Source organism: Variovorax sp. GW821-FHT09A10 (assembly GCF_059418385.1).
Window position 1 is genome coordinate 79,696 of sequence record NZ_JBWKPT010000011.1, and the last position, 21,250, is coordinate 100,945.

The window sequence follows — 21,250 nt, forward strand, 5'->3', positions numbered from 1 at the left end:
GTTCAGAACGCGCGCACCGCGCCCTGAGCCACCGCGCCGGCCGTCTGCTTGCTCCACTGCGAGGCGCTGCAGCCGAAGTGGTGGCGAAACCAGTGGCTGAAGCTGCTGGGCCCCGAAAACCCCAGCAGCTCGGCCACCTCGCTCAGCGGCAGGTCGCTGTCGCGCAGATGGCGCTTCACGAGGTCGGAGCGCACATCGTCGAGCAGGCGGCTGAAGGTGAGGCCTTCGGCCTCGAGCCGGCGGTGCAGCGTGCGGCGGTCCACGCGCAGGTGCCGCGCCACTTCCTGCGCCGTGCAGCCGCCGCCGGGCATCAGCGCCAGGATGAGTTCGCGGCAGGCTTCGCGCGTGCTCTCGCCGCGGTCTTTCAGCGCGGCCTCCAGGTACTCGCGCGCGAAACGCGCCACGCCCTGGTCGCCCGATTCGCGCGGCTTGCGCAGGTCGGCCGCCAGGCACACGAGGCCGTTGAAATCCTGGTTGAACTTGACGTTGCGACCGAAGAAGGCGCGATGCGCCGCCATGTCCGCCGGCGGGCGGTGCGTGAAGCACACCTGCTGCGGGCGCCACTGCGGATCGATGAGCTCGCCGAGGATGCGGAACATGATGCCCACGGCCAGCTCCATCGACTGGCGCATCGGCAGCCCGGGGCTGGGCAGCAGGTCTTCCTGGATGATGACCATGTCGCCCGTGTCCTCCAGGCGAAAGCTCAGCGAGGCGTTCACCAGCTTCAGGTAGCGGCCCAGCGTGTCGAGCGCGTCGCGCGGCGTGGGCTCTTCCTTGAGCACGACGCTGATGGGCCCCAGCGCCGACAGCTTGCGCTGCGCCGCCAGCCGCAACGCGAAATCTTCGGTGCGCGTGGCGCGCGCGGTGATCTCGAGCAGCTCGCGCACGGCGTCGCCGGGGATCAGCGTCTCGGGGTGCTCGAGCAGTTGCGCCTTCAGCCCCACGGTGCGCATGAAGGCATGCGGGTCGCGGCCGAGCGACTGCACCAGCTCCACGTAGCCGCTGAGGCTCGCGCTGCGCATCAGTCGACCGAGGTGCTTCATGGTGGCGGTGGGAAGGGCCCCGTGTTCACTCGGGGCTGATCTTGAGTTGCAGTTTCTCGATGATGGCCCGATTGTGGGCGGTCGTGGCGTCCAGCGTCTGGCGCAGCTGCTGCAGCGACATCTCGCGGGGCGGATCGTAATTCTGCGCGAGCAGCGCCTCGCGGAACTTCGGCGCCTGCACGGCCCGGGCCACCTCGGCGCGGATTTTCTCCTGCAGTGCCGGCGGCATGCTGCTGAGCACGAACACGCCCACGCTCGCGTCGGGCATCACGAAGTCGGGCAGGCCCAACTCGCCGAAGGTGGGCACGTCGGGCAGGAAGCGCGAGCGCTTCGATGAGGCCACGGCCAGCGCCTTGATCTTGCCGCTGCGGATCAGCGAAGTGACGTTGCTCACCACCTCGAAGGTCAGCTGCACCTGGTTGCCCATGAGGTCGACCAGCGCCGGCGCCGAGCCCTTGTACGGCACCACGAGGATGTCGTTGCCGCTGCGCGCGCGCAGCATCTCGCCCAGCAGGTTGGAGCGCGTGCCCGTGCTCAGGTTGGCCACGCTGACCGAGCGCGGGTGCGCCTTGGCATGCGCGAGCAGGTCGTTCACCGTGTTCGGCGGGAAGCCGGCGTTGGCCACCAGCACATGGAACATGCCCGTCACCTCGCCGACGTAGGTGAAGGTCTTGAGCGGGTCGAAGGGCGTCTTCACCGTGAGCGGAATGTCGGACAGCACGCTCGACGGCCCGACCATCAGCGTGTAGCCGTCGGCCGGCGCGGCCATCAGCAGGCGCTCGGCGATGACGGCGGAGCCGCCCGGCTTGTTGTCCACCAGCACGGTCTGGCCGAGGTTCGTGCGCAGCTGTTCGGCGAGCAGCCGCGCCGCCGCGTCGGAGATGCCGCCCGGCGGCGCGGGAACGATCAGCCGAATGGGCTTGTCGGGCCAGGCCTGGGCCGAGGCCGTGCCGCAGCACAGCGCGGCCAGGAAGAGGAGGGAGGCTCGCAGCAGATGCAGACACATGGTTCGTCCTCAGGTGGAAGAGACAAGAAGGGCGTGCGGATTCTGTGGCGCCACCTCTTCTTGATGCTTGGCGCCACGCGTCGGCCACTTACCCGATCGCGACAGCGACACCTGTCTTTGCACGCGCCGTTCCAATGCCCCAAAAAGACAAAACCGAGCCCCCGATGAGCAAGAAGTTTTCGCAGCTGCGCCAGAAACTTTGGCTGCAAGCGCAACTTTTTTCACCGGAGACAACCCCATGAACTTCCTCGATGGCCACCTCTATCCCGAGAACCAGCAGCCCCTGATCATCACGGCCGCGCCCTATGCGCCGGGCTGGATTTCCGCCGATTTCCCGGAAGACATTCCGGTCACGATGGAAGAGCAGATCCAGAAGGCGGTCGACTGCTACGAAGCCGGCGCCACCGTGCTGCACCTGCATGTGCGCGAGGCCAACGGCAAGGGCAGCAAGCGGCTGTCGATGTTCAACGAGCTGATCGCCGGCGTGCGCGCGCGCGTGCCCGAGATGATCATCCAGGTGGGCGGCTCCATCAGCTTCGCGCCCGAGGACGACGGCGCCGCCGCCAAGTGGCTCAGCGACGACACGCGCCACATGCTGGCCGAGCTCACGCCCCGGCCCGACCAGGTCACCGTGACCGTCAACACCACGCAGATGAACGTGACCGAGCACGCCGGCCTGGACGACTTCAAGGGCCTGTCGCGCGGCGACCCGCGGCTGTATTCGACGTACAGGGACATGATCGTTCCCTCGAACCCCAGCTGGGTGGAAGAGCACATCCGCCGCCTCACGGCTGCGGGCATCCAGAGCGAGTTCCAGTGCTACAACATCAACAGCTTCGAGACCATCGAACGCATGATCCGCCGCGGCGTCTACAAGGGCCCGCTGGTGATGAACTGGGTGGCCATCAGCGGCGGCATGGACCAGGCCAACATCTACAACCTGGCCAACTTTTTGCGCGCCGCACCCGACGGCGCGGTGGTCACGGTCGAGAGCTCGGTGCTCAACGTGCTGCCCGTGAACATGATCGGCATCGCCCTGGGCCTGCACGTGCGCTGCGGCATCGAGGACGTACTGTGGAACCAGACCCGCACCGGCAAGATGAGCTCGGTCGAGCAGATCAAGCAGCTCGTGCGCATCGCGACCGAGTTCGGCCGCCCCATCGCCACCGCGCAGCAGGCGCGCGAGATCATGAAGATCGGCGTGTTCTACGAGACCACCGAAGAGACGCTGCAGGCCAACGGCTTCGCGCCCAACCGCAACGGCGCCCAGCAGGGCTTCCTGCGCAAGCCAGCCTGATACCACCGCTGTCTCGGGGGCGGTTGACGTACCGACTGGTCAGTCGGTAGACTGGGCCGATCGCGCAGCTCACCGGGCTGCATCGCATCGCACAGAAAGCCCCCGATGAGCGAGAACTTCGCAGCCGAACTCCATCGCCGAGCGACCACGGCCCTGCAGGCCGGGCGCGCCGACGCGCAAGGGGAGGGCGACCGCGTGCCGGTCGGCCAGTACACCGACGAGGCCATCGCACGCGACGAGCGGCGGCTGCTGCAGCGGCATCCGCAGCCGGTGGCCGCCAGCGCCTCGCTCGCCTCGCCGGGCGCGTGGCTGTCGCTCACGCACACCGGTGTGCCGCTGTTGCTGGTGCGCCAGGAGAGCGGGCAGGTGCAGGCGTTTTTGAACGTGTGCCGCCACCGCGGCGCGCGCGTGGTGCCCGAGGGCAGCGGCAGCGAGGCGCGCGCCTTCGTCTGCCCGTACCACGCATGGACCTACAAGCCCGACGGCGCCCTGCGCGGCGTGCCCGAGTCCTTCGGCTTTCCCTGCCTGAAGCAGGACGCGTCGGGCCTGCGCCGGCTGGCCACGGTCGAGCGCGCGGGCGTGGTCTGGGTCGTGTGCGATCCGTCGCAGGCGGACAGCGACCCCGGCGCGCACCTGGGCGCGCTCATGGACAACCTCGAGTCGCTGGCCGGGCTGCGCGCGCCCGTGGCCTATGCGCCGCGCACCTACGAGGTCGAGGCCAACTGGAAGCTGCTGGTCGACGGTTCCTTCGAGGCCTACCACTTCAAGGTGGCGCACCGCGAGACCATCGCCCACATGTTCCTGCACAACCTGCAGGTCATCGACGAGTTCGACCTGAACCGGCGCCTGTACCTGCTCAAGTCGAAGTTCCAGGAACACCGGCCCGACGCCGCCGGTTTCGATCCGCGCCGCTACGGCAACCTGACCTACTTCTTCTTTCCCAACACGACCATCCTCGTGCAGCCCGACCACGCGCAGCTCAGCATGCTGGAGCCGCTGGGCGCCACGCGCACGCGCGTGCACGAGCTCACGCTGATTCCCGAGGCGCCGGCCTCGGAGAAGGCGACCGCGCACTGGGACGCGAACGTGGCGCTGTACCGGCGCACGCTCGCGGAAGACTACGCACTGGCCGAGTCGATCCAGGCCGGGCTGGCGTCGGGCGCGAACGACGCGCTCAGCTTCGGCACCTTCGAGTACAGCGCGCCGCGCTTCCACGCGCAGCTCGCGCAGCAGGTGGCGGCGATGCCGGCCGCACGCTGACGCGCGAGGGTGTCGCGCGTGCAACAACCAGACCACAAGACACAAGAAAGAATGGCGCGCATCGCGTCTGATCGCCGGTCGCGTCTTCGCGACATGCGCTCTTGCGCGTGACGCTTTCCAGAACCGCCGATGGCCACCCTTGCCCCTTCCCGTAAAGAAACGATCCTCGCGCGCGCGGAGCAGCACTTTGCCGACCACGGCTTCCAGGGCGCATCGCTGTCGGCCATCGCGCGCGACTGCGAGGTCGGCAACCCGGGGCTGCTGCATCACTTCCCGAGCAAGGAGGTGCTGTACCGCGCCGTGCTCGAGAAGCAGGCCGAGGACCTGACGGCGCGCATCTGCAAGCGCGTCGAGGCGGCGCCCGACCTGCCTGCGCGGCTGCAGGCCTTCGTCGCGCTGCAGGTCGAGTGGATGCACGCGCGGCCCACGGGCTTCAAGCTCGTCACGCGCGAACTGCTCGACAACGCCGAGCGCATCCAGCATGCGCAGACCCGGCCGCTCGAAGGCTTCCTGCAAGCCAGCCTGGGCCTGGTGGCCGCAGCGCAGGCGGCCGGCCTCGTGCGCGACGACCTGTCGGCCGTGGTGGTGCTCACGCTCATCTTCGGCACGCTCAACTACGCCAAGATGGCGCGGCCCACCTTTGCGAAGACCTTCGCAGAGCCTGCGCTGAAGAGCGACACGGCCTGGATGAAGGCGATGGCGCGCGACGTGCTGCGCGTCATCTCGCCACCCTGATTTTTTCTTTCCCTTCCAGCAACCCCGACCAAAGGACGTTCCCTTGAAAACCCGCATCACCGAACTCTTCGGCATCCGCCACCCCATCATCCAGGGCGGCATGCACTACGTCGGCTTCGCCGAGCTGGCCGCGGCCGTCTCCAACGCCGGCGGCCTGGGCATCATCACGGGCCTCACGCAGAAGACGCCCGAGCTGCTGGCCCGCGAGATCGCGCGCTGCCACGAGATGACCGACAAGCCCTTCGGCGTGAACCTCACCTTCCTGCCGACCTTTGCCTCGCCGCCGTACCCCGAGTACATCGCGGCCATCGTCGAAGGCGGCATCAAGGCCGTGGAAACCGCGGGCCGCAGCCCCGAGGCCTACATGCCGGCGCTGAAGGCCGCGGGCATCAAGGTGATCCACAAGTGCACCTCGGTGCGCCACGCGCTCAAGGCCGAGCGCATCGGCTGCGACGCCGTGAGCGTCGACGGCTTCGAGTGCGGCGGCCATCCCGGCGAGGACGACGTGCCCAACATGATCCTGCTGCCGCGCGCGGCCGAAGAACTGAAGATCCCGTTCGTCGCCTCGGGCGGCATGGCCGACGGCCGCAGCCTCGTGGCCGCGCTCGCGCTGGGCGCCGAGGGCATGAACATGGGCACGCGCTTCATCGCGACCAAAGAGGCGCCGGTGCACGCCAACGTGAAGCAGGCCATCGTCAACGCCTCGGAACTCGACACGCGCCTGATCATGCGGTCGCTGCGCAACACCGAGCGCGTGATCAACAACGCGGGCGTCGAGCGCCTCATCGAGATCGAGCGCGCCAAGGGCGACGCGCTGAAGATCGACGACATCATGGACCAGGTCGCCGGCATCTACCCGAAGGTGATGACCGAGGGCCACATGGACGCCGGCGCCTGGAGCTGCGGCATGGTGGCCGGGCTGATCCACGACGTGCCCAGCTGCGCGGAGCTCATCGACCGCATCATGGCGCAGGCCGATGAGCTCATCGCCAAGCGCCTGGCGGGCATGCTGCGCGGCTGAGCTTTCAGTAGGTCACCGTCACGGTGATCGTGCTGCTGTAGGGGCCCGGCGCCACGTACTGGCCGGGTGGAATGCGGCCGTAGACGGTGTACGGGATCGTTGTGGTGTTGCCACCCAGCGAAGCCAGCGCGCTGTAGCTGTGGGTGACAGTGTTGAGGCCCCAGACGATGCCGTGTGTGTCGGTGGTGTAGAGGTTGTAGCCCAGCGGTGTGGTGCTGACCGGGCCCACCATCTGCCGGTTGGCGATGGCGCCGGCCGAGCCCACATTGAGGCTGATCGTGTACGACAGCGTCACCAGGATGCCCAGGCCAGTGACCGTGCTGGCGACGGTCACGGTCGAGGTGTTGTCCTTGGGGGTCGCGACGGCGGGGTCGTAGTTGCCGAAGGCCAGCGTTGTCGCACTGACGGTGGCGCTGCAGCTGAATGCGCCCACGCCCGTGCACGCAGCCAGCGACGCACGCGGGGCCAGCAGCCCCGCCAGCGCCAACGCGGCGGTCAGCGCGGGGACGACGACACGGGTTCGCATCGGTAAGGTCCCATCGAAGGCAGTGCGCCGGCGGCGCGATCGGGCTCGCCCAGCGTGAAGCGGCAATGGCCGTTCTTCCATCGCGCCTCGAAGCGCTCGTTCGGTTGCGGGTCGTCGACCGACACGAGGCCATGGAAACCCGACAGCAGCGAGGTGCCGCGCGCCGGTCGCATCACGTCGATGCCCGGCGGCAGCGGGCTGCCGTCGGGCAGCAGCACGGTGACGTTCGCCACCGTGTCGCGCGCGATGTCGAAGCTGGCCTGCGCGACGCCCTTGTAGCGTGGCACCACGCGCAGCACGTCGCTGCGCACCTGGGCCTCGATCGGCAGGTCGCCGTTGTCGATGCTGATGTGGTTCGGCTCGTAGGCGCGCAGGCCCGAGACGACGGCGCGGCCTTCGCTGTCGGTGGTGGTCCAGGGCTGGTTCTCGCGGTAGACCTTCACGCCCGCGGCGCCGGGCACGGTCACGAGCGCGAAGGCGTCGTCCGATTGGCGCGTGGCAAAGCCCACGCCGCCCGCAAGACCCACGGCGCCGCTGGCGCGCAGGCGCACCGCGGTCTGGCCCTGCGCACGCGCCGCTTCGACTGCGAGCGTGCCGTAGCGACCGCGCCAATCGACGCCGGCCTCGCTGCGCGCGTTCTCGCCGTCGGCGGCGCGCAGCCGGTAGCCCCAGCCCTCGTCGCTGGGCGGCTGCTGCACCCACTCGGCCACGGCCGAGTGGCCGCCCGGTTTCTGCTGCTGCACCGAGAGCGTGGCGTGCCGGCGCTCGCCGAGCGAGAAGGTGAGGCTCACGCTCACCGAGGTGATGGACGGCTTGCCGTCCTGGCGCGTGTGGGCCACCGAGGTGCCGAGCCAGGCGTTGCCGCCGATGCCGATCGACCAGCTGGCGGTGGTCACGCCAATGTGCTCGCCGGTGTTGTAGCGCAGCCGCGTGTGGCTCGCGCCCAGCGTGCCGAAGCGGCCGAGCGAACGGCCTGCGAAGAGTTGCGTCTGCGCGTCGGTGTGCACGGGGCTGTCCTGCCAGGCGATCTGCGTGAAGCCGCGACTGGCCACCTGCCGGCTCGCCGAGAAGTTCCATTCGTCGCTGGTGCGCGTGTAGGCCGCGCGCCAGAGCCGGCCGCTGTCGCCGTCGCGGTTGCGGCTCGCGGCGCCGTGCAGCGAGAGTTCGCCGAGCGTGCCCCAGACCCAGGTCACGCCGGCGCCCGCGGTCTGGCTGCGCGCGCTGGCTTCGCCGCGTGTTTCGACGGTCAGGCTGTCGTTCACGCCGTGCCGCCACGTGCCTGCGACGAAGGGCGGGCCGTAGTCGAAGCTGCGCTCGCCGTAGCGCAGGCGCGTCCAGCCGGCTTCGAGCGAGTAGTCGGAGAGGCCGGCGCGCAGCAGGTTCGAGCTCACGTAGTAGGGCGTGGTCACGGTGCGCTGCACGCCCATCGCGTCGGTGACGGCAAAGCGCATCTCGCCCGCGCCGGTGAGCACGGGCACGTCGCTGAGCGCGAAGGGGCCAGCGTCGACGCGGCGCTGGTAGCGCAGCGTGTCGTTCACATACACCTCCACCGCCGAGGGCACGGCCGCACCGCCGCGCAGGCTGGGCATCGGGTAGCTGATGAAACCGGGCTGCAGCCCGAAGCGCGTGCCGAACTGCACGCCGCCGAAGCGGAAGGGCGTGGACCACGCAGAGGCCTGCGTGACCGAATCGCCCACCGTGAGGCGCGTGAGCCGCGCGGGGTCGTCGCGGCGGAAGTAGCTGTCCAGCCGCGTCGTGCCGCGCCCGCCGAACGCGGACTGCCCGGCAACGACGCTCGTGCCCACCAGGCCCCAGTCGGCCGACGCCGCCGCATCGAAGTAGCCCGAGGCGCGCGTGCCTTCGCGGTCGTGCTGCAGGGCCAGGTCGTAGTTGAGAAAAGCGCCGAAGGCCGAGGCCGACAGCGGCGGGCGGTCGCCGGTGTACGCCTGCACGGTGCCCAGCGTGAACGCTTCGGCGGGCACGCTGAGGTCCACGCTCTGCGCACCTTCGTCGAGCTGCAGCTGTGCGCCGGGCAGCGCGCGCAGGTCGTAGTAGTCGGTGCCCTCGCGCCGCAGCGCGGCGGTGGCGGGCCGCACCAGGCGCCAGGCCGCGAAGTCGGATTCCGCCGCCAGCAGCTGCGCACCGCGCCGCAGCAGCGGGCGCGGCGCTGGCTGGCTCAGGCCGTTGATGCGCACGTCGAGGATCGCCGGCTGCACCTCGCCGCCCGCATCGGGGGCTCCCGTCTGTGCGCAGGCCACGCGCAAGCCCAGCCAGCCGCAGCAGACCCAGAGGCTAGCGTGGCGTGGCAGGCGCACGGGGCACGCGCACGGTGGCGCTGGACGACGCCTCGGGTGCATCGGTGGCGGCCTCGATCTGCAGGCGGGTGTCGGGCGGCAGCGCGGGCAGCTCGATGTCGATGCCGGCCGACTGCCCGGCCAGCGCGTACTGCGACAGGCTCTTGCGCAGCAGCTCGGTGCCGTCCTCGCGGCGCACCACGAGCTGCGTGACCTGGATGTGCTCGCTGCCCTGGTTGTCGAACACCAGCTTGTAGCGTCCGCCGCGCTCGGCCTGCAGCGACCATTGCAGCGCGCGGTGCGGCTGCAGCGGCGGCACGAACACCGGCACGCCGATGCGCAGCAGCGTCTGCACCTTCGCGCCCTCGGCGCCGTCCGCCGGCAAGGCCTGGTCGCGCGGCAGCTGGCGAAGAAAGATGCGGTAGCTGCGCTCCGCGGCGTCGGCCGGCACCTGCAGCCCGAGGCGCACGATCTGCCGCCCGCCCGGCGGCAGCCGGAAGATGGCCGGGTTGACCAGCACGTCGCGCGTGGGTTCATAGGCATCGCGTCCGTCCTGCTGCGACCACGCCACCACCTCGGCCTGCACCGCGACCTCGGTGTCTTCGGCGTTGCCCATGGTGAGCGAGGCGACCGGGCGCTGCGGCGTGAGCACGATGCGCAGCGGCGCCACGCTGAGGCTGGCGGCGGCAGCGGGAAGGGGCGCCAGCAGCAGGCCGGCCCACAGGGCGGACCCCAGCAGGAAGGTGCGGCGCATGCCGTGCAGGCTGAGCGTCAAGCCGGTCAGTAGGTCAGCGTGACCGTGATCGTGTCGACGTAGTCGGTGGCCGGCGCCGCGGCGTACTGCCCTGTGGGAATCTGGCCGTAGATCGTCTGCGTCTGGGGCAACCCGCTGCCGGTGTAGCCGGTGCCCGAGACGCTGTTGTCCCAGTTGGTCAGGTGGCCGCTGTCCTTGAACAGGCCATAGTTCAGCGTGTTGTTGCCCGCGGCGGCCGAGGTGCTGGTCATCAGGCGGTTCGCCACCGTCCCGCCGCCTGCACTCAGGCCGAGCGAGTAGGCCGTGCCGAAGGTGCAGGTGACGTTGAGGCTGGTGGTGGCGGCCAGCGCGGTGGCCGCCGCCGGGTCGTACGGTCCGAACGCCAGCGTGGCCGGCGTGCTCATCAGGCAGGCCTTGAGCACCGTGGCCGTGACCTGGAAGGTCGTGGTCGCGGCGGCCGCATGCGCGGACGGTGCCAATGTCAACAAGGCGCCGACGGGCAGCACGGCACGGGCCAGGGTGCGAAGGACGGGGCGGAGCAGGTGGCGCATCGGATGGGACCTTTCATCGGTGGACTGGAAACCCAGGAACGACAGTGAAAATCCACCCACCGGTTTCGGTAGCGGGCGATCCCTTTCTAACCAATCTCCCCCCTGTGGGACAGGGGGCATACATCCACTGTCCCAAAGCGGCTACAGATTTTTCTGATAACGGGAAAACCCACGAGTAATTTCGGCCTACAACCCCCGCGGACGCAGGCCGCCTGCCGGCACGCGACGGGTCGGTTGTCTGCCGACGGGTGTGCGTGCGGTGTATAGAACCGTTTACATTTACGCCCTGGGAGGCGCCACCCGACGCCATTGCAACCTTGCCTGCGAGGTCTTCGATCCGTGATCGCCGAAATACATGCTGATGCCGCGCCTGCTGGCCTCGCCTCGGGGTTCACCATGGCATTCCAGCCCATCGTGGACCTGGGCCGGCACGAGATCTATGCGCACGAGGCGCTGGTGCGCGGCCTGTCGGGCGAAGGCGCCGCCGAGGTGCTGGGGCGCGTCGATCCGGTCGACCGCTTCGCCTTCCACGAAGCCTGCCGCGTCAAGGCCATCGAGATCGCCTCGCGCCTGGGCATGAAGTCGCGCCTGAGCCTCAACGTCATGCCCAACGACGTCGCGGGGCAGGCCGAGTGCTTCCGCACCGCCATGGCTGCCGCCAAGCGCTGCAAGTTTCCGGTGCGCCAGCTGATGTTCGAGATCACCGAGGGCGAGCGCGTGCGCGACCTGCACGGCCTGGCCGACACCTTCCGCGCCTTCAAGCGCCACGGCTTCACCTCGGCCATCGACGACTTCGGCGCCGCCTACGCGGGTTTCGAGCTGCTGGCCGCATTCCAGCCCGACGTGGTGAAGATCGACCTGAGCCTGATCCGCGGCATCCATGCCGACCCGGTGCGACTCACCATCGTGCGGGGCTTCGTCGCGACCTGCGACGAGCTGCGCATCCGCGTGATCGCCGAAGGCGTCGAGGCGGCCGAAGAGGTGCGCGCCCTGCGCGAGATCGGCGTGGAACTGTTCCAGGGCTACCTGTTCGCGCGGCCGGCCATCGCCACGCTGCCGGCGGTGGCGTGGGACGCCGCCGCCTGAGACTTCTCCCGCGTCAGACGTTGCTCGTCGCGCGCACTTCCTCGAGCGTGGTCCGGCCCGCCAGCACTTTTTCGATGCCGTCCTGACGCAGCGTGCGCATGCCTTCGCGCATGGCCGCGTCCTGCAGTTCCTCGGCGCGCGCGCCGCCCTGCACCAGCCGGCGCAGGCCCTTCGACATCACCATGAGTTCATGGATGCCCAAGCGGCCCTTGAAGCCGGTGTCGTTGCAGTGTTTGCAGCCGGTGCTCGTGTAGGTCTGGATGTGCCCGTCGCGCCCGTAGCGCTGCAGCCAGTCGGCGCGCACGGCGTCGCGTGCGGCCGGCGTGTCCTGCGCGCCGAAGGCATGCATGTAGTCGGCCAGCAGCTCCTCGACCGCCTCGCTGGTCGCAGGGCGGCTTTGCACGCACTGCGGGCACAGGCAGCGCACCAGCCGCTGCGCCAGCACCGCCAGCAGCGAGTCGGCGAAGTTGAACGGGTCCATGCCCATGTCGAGCAGGCGCGTCACGGTTTCGGGCGCGCTGTTGGTGTGCAGCGTCGACAGCACGAGGTGGCCGGTGAGGGAGGCCTCGATGGCAGTCTTCGCGGTCTCGGCGTCGCGGATTTCGCCGACCATGATCACGTCGGGATCGGCGCGCACGAAGGCGCGCAGCGCCTTGGCAAAGGTCCAGTCGATGCGCGGGTTGACCTGCACCTGGCGCAGGCCCGGCTGCGTGATCTCGATCGGGTCCTCGGCGGTCCAGATCTTGCGCTCGGGCGTGTTGATGCGCATGAGCGCCGAGTGCAGCGTGGTGGTCTTGCCCGAGCCTGTAGGGCCCACGCACAGCACCATGCCGTAGGGCCGGTCGACCGCCTGCGACAGCTGCGCCAGGTTGCGCTCCGACAAGCCCAGCGCATCGAGCGCGATGGGCTTGGCCGAGGCCAGGATGCGCATCACCACGTCTTCCAGGCCGTTGTTGGTCGGGATGGTGGCCACGCGCAGCTCGATGCGGTGCTGCGGCGAGTACTTCGAGAAGTTGATCTTGCCGTCCTGCGGCTTGCGCTTTTCGCTGATGTCCAGGTCGCACATGATCTTCACGCGCGCGACCACCGCGTTGCGGTAGCTGGGCGGCAGCTCCAGGTAGGTGTAGAGCCGGCCGTCGCGGCGAAAGCGGATGCGCGTTTTTTCCTGCCCGGGGTCGCTCTCGATGTGGATGTCGGAGGCGCCCTCGCGGTGCGCCTCCAGGATCATGCTGTTGATCATGCGCACCAGCGAGTTGTCCGACTGCTCGACGGGCGCCTCGCCGGCGGCGGGCGCGGCGGTCGACTCTTCCTTCTCGAGCGTCTTCAACAGCGTGCTGGTGCCTGTCATGTCGAACTCGAGCGGGCGCATCGGGTCGTTCATGTCGATCACCGGCCGGTCGGCTGCCACCTGGCCGACCTTCTCGTAGGCCTTGTGCAGCACGCCGTCCAGATCCAGGCACTGGCCCAGCACGGGAATGATCTTCGTCTGCGCGATGAACTCCACCTCGTCGATCACCGCGTGCCGGTTGACCGGGTCGTCGAGCGCCACCACCAGGCGCCCGCCGTGCAGCATGAGCGGCATCACCTGCAGGCGCCGCGCGGCCTCGTGGCCCACCTTGCGCAGCGCGTCGGCCGCGGCCGGGAACACATGCAGGTTCACCAGCGGGTAGCCCATCTTGCGCACCAGCGCGGTCTGCAGCTGGCCGCGGCTCACGACGCCCATGCGCACCAGCGTCTCGCCCAGCGGCACCGTGGGCTCGCGCTGCTGCTGCTGGAGCGCCGCATCGAGTTGCGCCTGCGTGATCATGCCCAGCGACATCAGCGCCTGGCCGATGCGCGCGATCGGCATGCGGCTTTGCAGGTCGAGCTCCTGCACGAGCTGTTCGGGCATGACGACTTCGGTGGCTGCCATGGATGGGTCTCCTGGTGGGGGTGAGGGGGCGCGGCGGGTGTGCCGACGCTAACGGTAAAACGCGAAACGGTTGCGGCCCTGCGACTTGGCCGCGTAGAGCGCCGTGTCCGCCCGCGCGAGCAGTTCGCCGGCACCGACGCTGGCATCGACCGTCTCGACGAACACGATGCCGATGCTGGTCGTGACGTCCAGCCGCCGGCCTTCCACGGGGAATGCCGGTGCCGCGATCTGCGTGACGATCTTGTGCGCCACGCCCGCCACCGCGTCCTGCGAGTGCACGTTCTCCAGCACGATCACGAACTCGTCGCCGGCCAGGCGCACCACGGTGTCGGTCTCGCGCACGCTGGCGCGCAGGCGGCGCGCATATTCGGCCAGCACGCCGTCGCCGGTGGAATGGCCGAGGGTGTCGTTGATGGCCTTGAAGTGGTCGATGTCCAGGAACATCAGCGCCATGCCGCCTTCGGCGCGGCGCACGCGCGACATCGCCGCGGGCAACTGCTCGTTGAAGGCCAGCCGGTTCGGCAGGCCGGTCAGCACGTCCATGCGCGCCAGCTCGATGAGCTTGCGCTCGGCCTCCTTCAGCGCCGTGACGTTGAAGGTCATGAGGTAGAAGCCCGGCACGCGGCCCGCCAGGTCCTTGTCGGGAATCAGGTTGACCTGGAAGTGCGCTTCGCGGTCGTTCACCGGCACCTGCACCGCGTACTGCGTGGCCTTGCCGGCGAGCACCGTGGGCAGGTGGGGCGTGTGCTGCATGTACACCGTCTCGCCCACGGCCGAGCGCAGTGTTACGCCCTTGAGCGGCGCGCGGTCGTCCAGGCCCGCCATGCGCCGCGCGCGGCTGTTGCCGTACAGGCAGTTCTCGTCGCGGTCGAAGTAGGCCACCAGCGCGGGGATGTTGTCGGTCACGTCGCGCAGGCGCTTTTCCTGCTGCGTGAGGGCGCGGCGGATGTTCACTTCGTCGGTGATGTCGAAGGTCATCGCGAACACGCCGTGCACCATGCCCTCGGCGTCCTGGTCGGGGATGTAGTGGGCCTTGAAGGTGCGGTCGCCGATGCCCAGCGCGACATCGCCGGCCTTCTCGATGATGACCGTTTCGCCCGCCAGCGCGCGCTCCATGTAGGGGCGCACCACCGCGAAATCGGCCTCGCCCCGCACCGCCGGCATCCACCGGCCGACCAGCGGGTCGCCGCGGTGCAGCGTGCGCACCTTGGCGTTGACGAAGGTGTAGTACAGCGCGGCGTCGACGTGCGAGACCAGCGCGGGAATGTTGTCGGCGATGGTGCGGATCTGCGCCTCGCTGTGCGCCAGCTCGAGCTCGATGCGCTTGCGCTGCGTGATGTCGAAGGTCATCGCGTAGTAGCCGCACACCTGCCCCTGCGCGTCGAGCTCGGGGATGAGGTCGGTCTGGAAGAAGTGCTCTTCCTCGTCGCGGTGCGCGGCGCCGCGCCGCTCGAAGGACACGGCCTCGCCGGACAGCACGCGGCGCAGGCTGTTCTCCAGCGTCGGGTCGTCGTGCAGGCCGCTCATGCTTTGCACGGGCTGGCCCACCAGTTCTTCGGCGCTGTAGCCCAGCTCTTCGCACAGCCGCGCATTCACGAAGGTGTAGCGGCCCTGCGCATCGGCGTGCGAGATCATGGCCGGCAGGTTGTCGGTGATGTCGCGCAGGAACTTCTCGCTGGCCTGGTGCTGCTGCATGAGCCGGTCGAAGGTGCGCGAGAGGTCGCCGATCTCGTCGTCCGGGTAGGTGCGCGCCACGGCCGCCTGCGTGGGCGCCGCGTGGGCGTCGAGCATGTGGCGGTGCAGCCCGGTGAGCGGGCGCAGCTGCTGGCGCACCACGGCCAGCGCGAGCGCGCCGGCCAGCACCGCCAGCACGATGGCGCCGATCCACGCGCTGCGCTCGATGGCGTCGATGCGGGCAAAGGCCTCGTGGCGCGGGTACATCGAGCCCATGATCCAGTCGGTCTGGCGGATGCGCTTGAAGGCGTACAGGCCGGGCACGCCCGCATGGTTGACGCCTTCGATGGTGCCTTCGAAGCCGCCGATCGCGCGGTCGAGGTCGGGCGCGTCGTCGGCCATGGCCATGTTGGCCTGCTTGAGCACGCGGTCGGCCAGCGGGTGGTCGATCACGACGCCGTCGGCGGTGGTGATGAACACGTAGCCCGTCTGGCCGAAGCGCACGTCGGCCAGCTCGCCCAGGATGTTGCGCTCCTTCAGGTTGATGGAGCCGGAGATCACGAACAGCACCCGGCCGGCCGCATCGAGCACGGGCTCGGTGATGGCGACCTGCGCCAGGCCGTTGAGCCGGTTGCGGTAGGGCTGCGAGATCAGGCCGGTGCGCGCGGCGACCGTGTCCTTGAAGTACGCGCGGTCCTTCACGTTCACCTTGCCGATCTGCTGCGCGCCGTTCAGGTTGGCGACCAGCTCGCCGTCCGTGTCGAGGAAGGCGACGTTGTCGAACGCCGCCCGCAGGGACTGGTGCTTTTCGAGAAAGGGCTGTAGCGGCGCGGCGTTCGTGATGCCGTGCGAGCTCACGCTTTCGGCGACCGTCTTCAGCAGGATGCGCCGGCTGGCGAACTTCTGCTCCACCGCGCTCGCGATGGCCGACAGCCGCGCGAACTCCTCGTTGGCGATCGAGGCCTGCATGCGGTTCTTGACCAGGTGCAGCGCCACCGTGGCGATGATGAAGGTGGTGGCCAGCACGACGGCCGCAACGCCGACGCTGAGGCGCGTGTTCAGGCTGATGCGGCGTTTCGCGGTCGCGAAGAGTTTCATGGGCGTCGTGCGGGCGGTGCAGCGAAGCGGCGGGGACCACCGGCCGGGCCGGCCAGGGGGGCACGGCACACACCCTTCGCGCGTTGCGCAGCTAGTGTGTCAGAAAGTGCGAGAAATGCGCGCCATTCCGGTGCATCTCGCGGGGCCGAACGGCGACGGCGTTGTCCCGCGCACGACGGGTGAAGTCGATCGTATTACTCGACCGTGCGCGGCGGCGGCTCCGAACGCGCGGCCGCGGGCGAGCGGGCCGGCGCAATGAGCACCATCGCGCCGTCCTGTCCGCGCCGCACGCGCAGGCGGGTGCCGTCGAGCAGGCGGTCCAGCGCCGCGTCGGTGGCGATCTTTCCCCTGATGCCCCGGGTCGAGAGGTCCTTGACGTCTTCCATCTTGTAGATGAGCTGCACGCCCGACTGGGCGATGTAGGCGTCGAGCGCGGGCCGCAGCTCGCCGCTCTTCACGTCGAACTCCCGCGCGTGGGCGAAGGCCAGCCCCGTCGCCAGCAGGCCGGCGGCGGCGATGAGGGCGAGGCGGGGGCGGGTGATGAAGAGGGCAAGGAGGGTGGGGGGCTGCCTCCGGATTCGAATCATGTCGGTCTGTGTTTCCGCGAATTGGTTTTTCTTCTGCCCCCGGTGAGACGAGTTCGCGGGCACTTTCCGGTAACGGGGCAAGGGGGAAAAGCCCTTGGGCCGTGCCTTCTAGAATTTGGGGAGCCACCGCCGGACACGGAAATTGGAAGAAATTTCGCCGGCGGGCCTTTGCGCGTTACCGGAAATCTTCGGGCCGTTCGTCTCACTGTCTGTCGCCAATCCCGGCGGCCTGCCGTTCTCCTTTCGGCCCTTCAATTTCCAGGAGCGCTTTGTGGTTCTCAGTGACTTGGACGCCTGGTTCGTCAGCGAGGTGCTGCCGATGGAAGCCGCGCTCACGCGCTTCCTTCGCCGCAACTGGCGCGACGACGCCGAAGTGCCCGACCTGCGGCAGGACGTCTACGTGCGCATTTACGAGTCCGCCTCCAGATCCATGCCCGACCAGGTCAAGCCTTTCGTTTTTGCCACCGCGCGCAACCTGCTGATCGACCGCGCCCGGCGCGCGCAGATCGTTTCCATCGAGATCATTGCCGACCTCGACGCGCTCGATTTCTCCGCCGACGAGCTCACGCCCGAACGCCACGCCGCCGGCCGCGGCGAGCTGCGGCTGCTGCAGGCGGCGCTCGACGCGCTGCCCTCCAAGTGCCGCCGCGTGGTCGAGATGCGCAAGATCGACGGGCTCTCGCAGCGCGAGGTCGCCACGCAGCTGGGCATCACCGAGGACACGGTCGAGCGGCAGGTCTCGCGCGGCGTGCGCGCGCTGGCCGACGCCCTGCTGTCGGGCGGCGTGCAGCTGGACACCAAGGCCTTCGGGCGAGCGCAGAACGAGCGGAGGCTATCGACATGAGCGACGCCCAGCGCATCGAATCGTTGGCCGCCGACTGGCTGGCCCGCCGCGACAGCGGCGACTGGACCGACACCGACCAGCTGCAGCTGGACGCCTGGATCGCCGCCTCCATCGCCCACCGCGTGGCCTGGCTGCGGCTGTCCAGCGCCTGGGAGCGCGGCGACCGGCTGGGCGCGCTGCGCACACCGACGATTCCCCTCCCTACGCCGGCGCCTGCACCGCAGCCGCAGGCGGCACGGCCGGCGCCACGCCTGTCGCGCTTCTCGCTGCAACGCATCGCCGCCGGCGTCCTGGTGGCCGCCGCGGGCACCGCCTGGCTCGGCTGGCAGTACACGCAGGAAGAACGCGGCCAGCACTACGCCACGGCCGTGGGCGCGCGCCAGTCGGTGGCGCTGTCCGACGGTTCGAAGCTCACGCTGAACACCGCCACGCAGGTGCGCACGGCCGTGAACGACAGCGGGCGCAAGGTGTGGCTCGACGCGGGCGAGGCCTACTTCGACATCGCGCACGACAAGGCGCACCCCTTCGTCGTCATTGCCGGCGACCGCCGCATCACCGTGCTGGGCACGCGCTTCCTCGTGCGGCGCCAGGGCGACCAGGTGAACGTGACGGTGGAAGAAGGGCGTGTGCAGATCGCCGCGGCCAAGCCCGATGCCCGAGGCACCGAGCCCACCGTGCTCACGCGCAACCAGGCGGCGGTCACGCATGCCGACAACGTGCTCGTGATGTCCAAGGCACCCAAGCAGGTCGACGACGAACTGAGCTGGCGCGAAGGCAAGCTCGTGTTCGACCAGACCACGCTGGGCGACGCGGCCGCGCAGTTCAACCGCTACAACCTGCGCAAGCTCGTGATCGCCGACCCGGTCATCGCGCAGGTGCGCATCGGCGGCAGCTTCGATGCGAACAACATGAGCGGCTTCGTGGGCCTTCTCAAGCAGGGCTTCGGGCTTGCTGCGCATGAGAGCGGCAACGAAATAAGAATTTCGAATCCGTAAATTACCGGAATGTGACGGGGCATTCGTCTCAGTGGGTACCCAAACAAATAACCACGCTGGAGACACACACAATGAATCGCACCGCGCCCCGCCCCGGCCTGCCGTCCTTGAAGAAGAGAACCTATTGGGCAGGGCTTCGGCCCTGGGTCATCGGTGGCGCGTGGGCACTGGCGAGCGGCATGGCCGCGCACGCGCAGACACAGACCCCGGCGCAGGGCTTCGATGTGAGCGGTGGCGATCTCAAGACCGCACTCGACGCCTACATTGCGCAGGGCGGCGTGCAGCTGCTCTACAAGGTCGACGACGTGAAGGGCGTGGCCACGCGTGGCGTGAAGGGCGCGCTCTCGCCGCAGGACGCGCTGGCGCGGCTGCTCGAAGGCACGCCGCTGCGCACGCGCCGCGGTGACGACGGCGCCATCGTGATCTACACGGCGGCCGCTGCGAAGCCGCTGACCGAAGAAGCGCCGCAGTCGCTCGACAGCGTCACCATCTCGGCCACGCGCCGCCGCGAGCCGGTGCGCGAGATCCCGATGCAGGTCAACGTGATGAAGGCGCAGACGCTGGAGCGCGCGGGCGCGAAGAACCTGGCCGACTACGTGGCCGAGCAGCCGGGCGTGAACCTCACCAGCAGCGGCAGCGTGGGCGGCACGCTCACCATGCGCGGGCTGACCACCGGCCCGGTGCAGGGCATCGCGACCGTGGGCGTGTACGTGGACGACGTGGCCACCGGCATGAGCTCGGCCGGCGCGAGCGGTGGCAACACGCCGCTGGACATGGGCATGCTCGACCTCAGCCACATCGAGGTGCTGCGCGGCCCGCAGGGCACGCTGTACGGCGCGGGCGCCATGAGCGGCGTGCTCAAGTACGTGACCAACCAGCCCGACACCATGGAGTTCGCGGGATCGGTGAAGCTGGGCACCTCGTGGACGCAGGGCGGCGGTCCGGGCTTCACGACCGGCGCGGTGCTCAACGTGCCGCTCAAGGAAGACGTGGCGGCCGTGCGCTTCGCAGCCTTCACCGACCAGTTCGGCGGCAGCTACGACGCCACGGGCCTGGCGCGCGGGCGCAACATCGACCGCGGCCACACCGACGGCGGCCGGGTCTCGCTGCTGCTCACGCCCACGCGCGAACTCACGGTGCGCCTCACGGGCACGGTGCAGGACGTGCATCGCAAGGGCCTGGGCTTCGAGGACATGGACCAGCGCACGCTGCGCCCCTGGACGCGGGAGCGCACGCGCCAGCTGTCGGCCAACGAGTCGTACAGCAACCTCACGCAGCTGTTCGGGCTGGACGTGGAGTACGACTTCGGCTGGGCCCGCCTGAACTCGATCACCTCCGCGCAGGACGTGAAGATCAACAACGTCGTCGACGTCACCGGCCGCTACGGGCCGATGCTGAGTGCGCTGCGCGTGCCGGTGGCCTCGGTGCCGGTGAACAGCGCCGTGGAGCAGCACCGCGTCAGCCAGGAGTTCCGCCTGACCTCGCGTTCGGGCACCACCATCGAGTGGCTGGCGGGCCTGTACCTGAACCGCGAACGCGGCAGCAACAACGGCGTCATGGACGCCAACCTGATCGGGGGCCGCAGCCTCGGCCTGCTGACCTCGACGCAGTCCTCGCGCTACCGCGAGGAGGCGGCCTACGGCGACGTCACCTGGAACGTGACGCCCAGGTTCTCGCTCACCGGCGGCGTGCGCCTGGCGCGCAACAACCAGAAGTACGCCAGCCGCCAGACCGGTCAGCTCGTCGGGTCGGTCGCCGCCAGTGCCGCCGGCACCTCGTCGGAAAGCCCGACCACCTACCTGGCCGCGGCCAAGTACACGCTGTCGGACACGAGCACCATGTACTTCCGCGCGGCCAGCGGCTACCGCCCCGGCGGTCCCAATGTGCTCAAGGCCGACACCGACCGCAACGTGGTGCAGCCGATGTACAACTCCGACTCGCTGTGGAGCTACGAGCTGGGCTACAAGGCCGACCTGCTGGACCGCACGCTGTCGCTGGAGGCGGCGCTGTACGACATCGAGTGGACCGGCGTGCAGCAGCCCACGCGCAGCGGCGCCTTCGTGTTCGTCACCAACGCGGGCGCGGCCCGCATCAAGGGCAGCGAGCTCACGCTCAACTGGAAGCCCAGCAAGGAATGGCGCTTCACCGCCAATGCCGCGGCCGTCGATGCGCGCCTGACCGAGGATGCCAAGGGCCTGGGCGCCAAGGCCGGCGCGCGCCTGCCGCACACGCCGCGCTTTGCCGCCACGCTGGGCGTGACGCGCAACTTCAGCCTGGCCGACCACCCGGCCTATGTCGGCATCAGCGCGCGCTACACCGGCAAGCGCGATGCGGGCTACCGCGGCAGCACGGCCATCCCGAGCATCAACATGCCGGCCTACACGCTGGTCGACCTGCAGGCGGGAATCGACTTCAAGCGCTTCAGCGTCTCGGCCTACGTGCGCAACCTGACGAACAAGCGCGGCATCGTGTCGATCGAAACCGGACTCAACGCGAACCCGAACCTGGTGACCGCGGCGCTCGTGCCGGCACGCACCATCGGCGTGAACGTCAACGTTCCGTTCTGA

Annotated in this window: 17 protein-coding genes; 8 read left to right on the top strand and 9 right to left on the bottom strand. The window is 69.3% G+C overall.

The genetic code is table 11. The features are described from left to right. Positions 1-2: 2 nt before the first annotated feature. Complete coding sequence (locus AC07Q9_RS28135; RefSeq protein WP_062477242.1) at positions 3-1,043, bottom strand: AraC family transcriptional regulator; 1,041 nt, start codon at positions 1,041-1,043, stop codon at positions 3-5. Between the two features lie 25 nt (positions 1,044-1,068). Next, complete coding sequence (locus tag AC07Q9_RS28140; protein WP_495312565.1) at positions 1,069-2,049, bottom strand: Bug family tripartite tricarboxylate transporter substrate binding protein; 981 nt, start codon at positions 2,047-2,049, stop codon at positions 1,069-1,071. A 238-nt stretch (positions 2,050-2,287) separates the two neighbouring features. Between AC07Q9_RS28140 and AC07Q9_RS28145 the strand changes: the two genes are divergently transcribed. The 4 genes from AC07Q9_RS28145 (at position 2,288) to AC07Q9_RS28160 (ending at position 6,362) form a co-directional block, all read left to right on the top strand. Beyond that, positions 2,288-3,346 (top strand): beta-keto acid cleavage family enzyme, encoded by a 1,059-nt coding sequence (locus AC07Q9_RS28145; RefSeq protein ID WP_495312566.1) that lies wholly within the window; start codon positions 2,288-2,290, stop codon positions 3,344-3,346. 105 nt (positions 3,347-3,451) lie between these two features. After that, on the top strand, positions 3,452-4,606 hold the full coding sequence (locus tag AC07Q9_RS28150) for an aromatic ring-hydroxylating oxygenase subunit alpha (RefSeq protein WP_495312567.1): 1,155 nt from the start codon (positions 3,452-3,454) through the stop codon (positions 4,604-4,606). Positions 4,607-4,735: 129 nt separating this feature from the next. After that, positions 4,736-5,341 carry a TetR/AcrR family transcriptional regulator gene (locus tag AC07Q9_RS28155; RefSeq protein WP_095948777.1) on the top strand — a complete coding sequence of 202 codons (606 nt, stop codon included), beginning with the start codon at positions 4,736-4,738 and terminating at the stop codon, positions 5,339-5,341. A 43-nt stretch (positions 5,342-5,384) separates the two neighbouring features. Then, positions 5,385-6,362, top strand: coding sequence for an NAD(P)H-dependent flavin oxidoreductase (locus AC07Q9_RS28160; RefSeq protein WP_495301969.1), 978 nt, complete (start codon positions 5,385-5,387; stop codon positions 6,360-6,362). A 4-nt stretch (positions 6,363-6,366) separates the two neighbouring features. On the opposite strand, the gene AC07Q9_RS28165 is transcribed toward AC07Q9_RS28160, so the two are convergent. The 4 genes from AC07Q9_RS28165 to AC07Q9_RS28180 are packed head-to-tail and all read right to left on the bottom strand — an operon-like array spanning position 6,367 to position 10,487. Beyond that, the gene (locus AC07Q9_RS28165; RefSeq protein WP_495312568.1) at positions 6,367-6,888 is read right to left on the bottom strand and encodes a Csu type fimbrial protein; all 522 of its coding nucleotides are present in this window, start codon (positions 6,886-6,888) and stop codon (positions 6,367-6,369) included. Next, positions 6,858-9,203, bottom strand: a complete 2,346-nt coding sequence (locus AC07Q9_RS28170; RefSeq protein WP_495312569.1) for a fimbria/pilus outer membrane usher protein — start codon at positions 9,201-9,203, stop codon at positions 6,858-6,860. Before AC07Q9_RS28170 ends, AC07Q9_RS28165 begins: the two co-directional genes overlap by 31 nt. After that, positions 9,181-9,957: a fimbrial biogenesis chaperone gene (locus AC07Q9_RS28175; RefSeq protein ID WP_495312570.1), complete on the bottom strand. Its 777-nt coding sequence runs from the start codon at positions 9,955-9,957 to the stop codon at positions 9,181-9,183. Before AC07Q9_RS28175 ends, AC07Q9_RS28170 begins: the two co-directional genes overlap by 23 nt. Positions 9,958-9,962: 5 nt before the next feature. Further along, positions 9,963-10,487: a Csu type fimbrial protein gene (locus AC07Q9_RS28180; RefSeq protein WP_495312571.1), complete on the bottom strand. Its 525-nt coding sequence runs from the start codon at positions 10,485-10,487 to the stop codon at positions 9,963-9,965. Positions 10,488-10,883: 396 nt separating this feature from the next. On the opposite strand from AC07Q9_RS28180, the gene AC07Q9_RS28185 reads away from it, so the two are divergent. Beyond that, entirely contained in the window at positions 10,884-11,573 is a 690-nt protein-coding gene (locus AC07Q9_RS28185; protein ID WP_489057786.1) for an EAL domain-containing protein, read from the top strand. A 13-nt stretch (positions 11,574-11,586) separates the two neighbouring features. Here the strand turns inward: AC07Q9_RS28185 and AC07Q9_RS28190 are convergent, their stop codons facing one another. The 3 genes from AC07Q9_RS28190 to AC07Q9_RS28200 form a co-directional block, all read right to left on the bottom strand. Then, a complete protein-coding gene (locus AC07Q9_RS28190; protein ID WP_495312572.1) occupies positions 11,587-13,485 on the bottom strand; it encodes a GspE/PulE family protein in 1,899 nt (632 codons plus the stop codon). Between the two features lie 48 nt (positions 13,486-13,533). Continuing rightward, positions 13,534-16,257 carry a sensor domain-containing diguanylate cyclase gene (locus tag AC07Q9_RS28195; protein ID WP_495312573.1) on the bottom strand — a complete coding sequence of 908 codons (2,724 nt, stop codon included), beginning with the start codon at positions 16,255-16,257 and terminating at the stop codon, positions 13,534-13,536. A gap of 194 nt (positions 16,258-16,451) precedes the next feature. Further along, the gene (locus AC07Q9_RS28200) at positions 16,452-16,844 is read right to left on the bottom strand and encodes an STN domain-containing protein (RefSeq protein WP_495312574.1); all 393 of its coding nucleotides are present in this window, start codon (positions 16,842-16,844) and stop codon (positions 16,452-16,454) included. Positions 16,845-17,115: 271 nt separating this feature from the next. On the opposite strand from AC07Q9_RS28200, the gene AC07Q9_RS28205 reads away from it, so the two are divergent. From AC07Q9_RS28205 to AC07Q9_RS28215, 3 genes are all read left to right on the top strand, one after another. Continuing rightward, on the top strand, positions 17,116-17,688 hold the full coding sequence (locus AC07Q9_RS28205; RefSeq protein WP_495312575.1) for an RNA polymerase sigma factor: 573 nt from the start codon (positions 17,116-17,118) through the stop codon (positions 17,686-17,688). Further along, entirely contained in the window at positions 17,685-18,683 is a 999-nt protein-coding gene (locus AC07Q9_RS28210; RefSeq protein WP_495312576.1) for a FecR family protein, read from the top strand. The genes AC07Q9_RS28205 and AC07Q9_RS28210 overlap by 4 nt, the downstream gene beginning before the upstream one ends. Positions 18,684-18,754: 71 nt before the next feature. Then, a complete protein-coding gene (locus AC07Q9_RS28215; protein ID WP_495312577.1) occupies positions 18,755-21,250 on the top strand; it encodes a TonB-dependent receptor in 2,496 nt (831 codons plus the stop codon).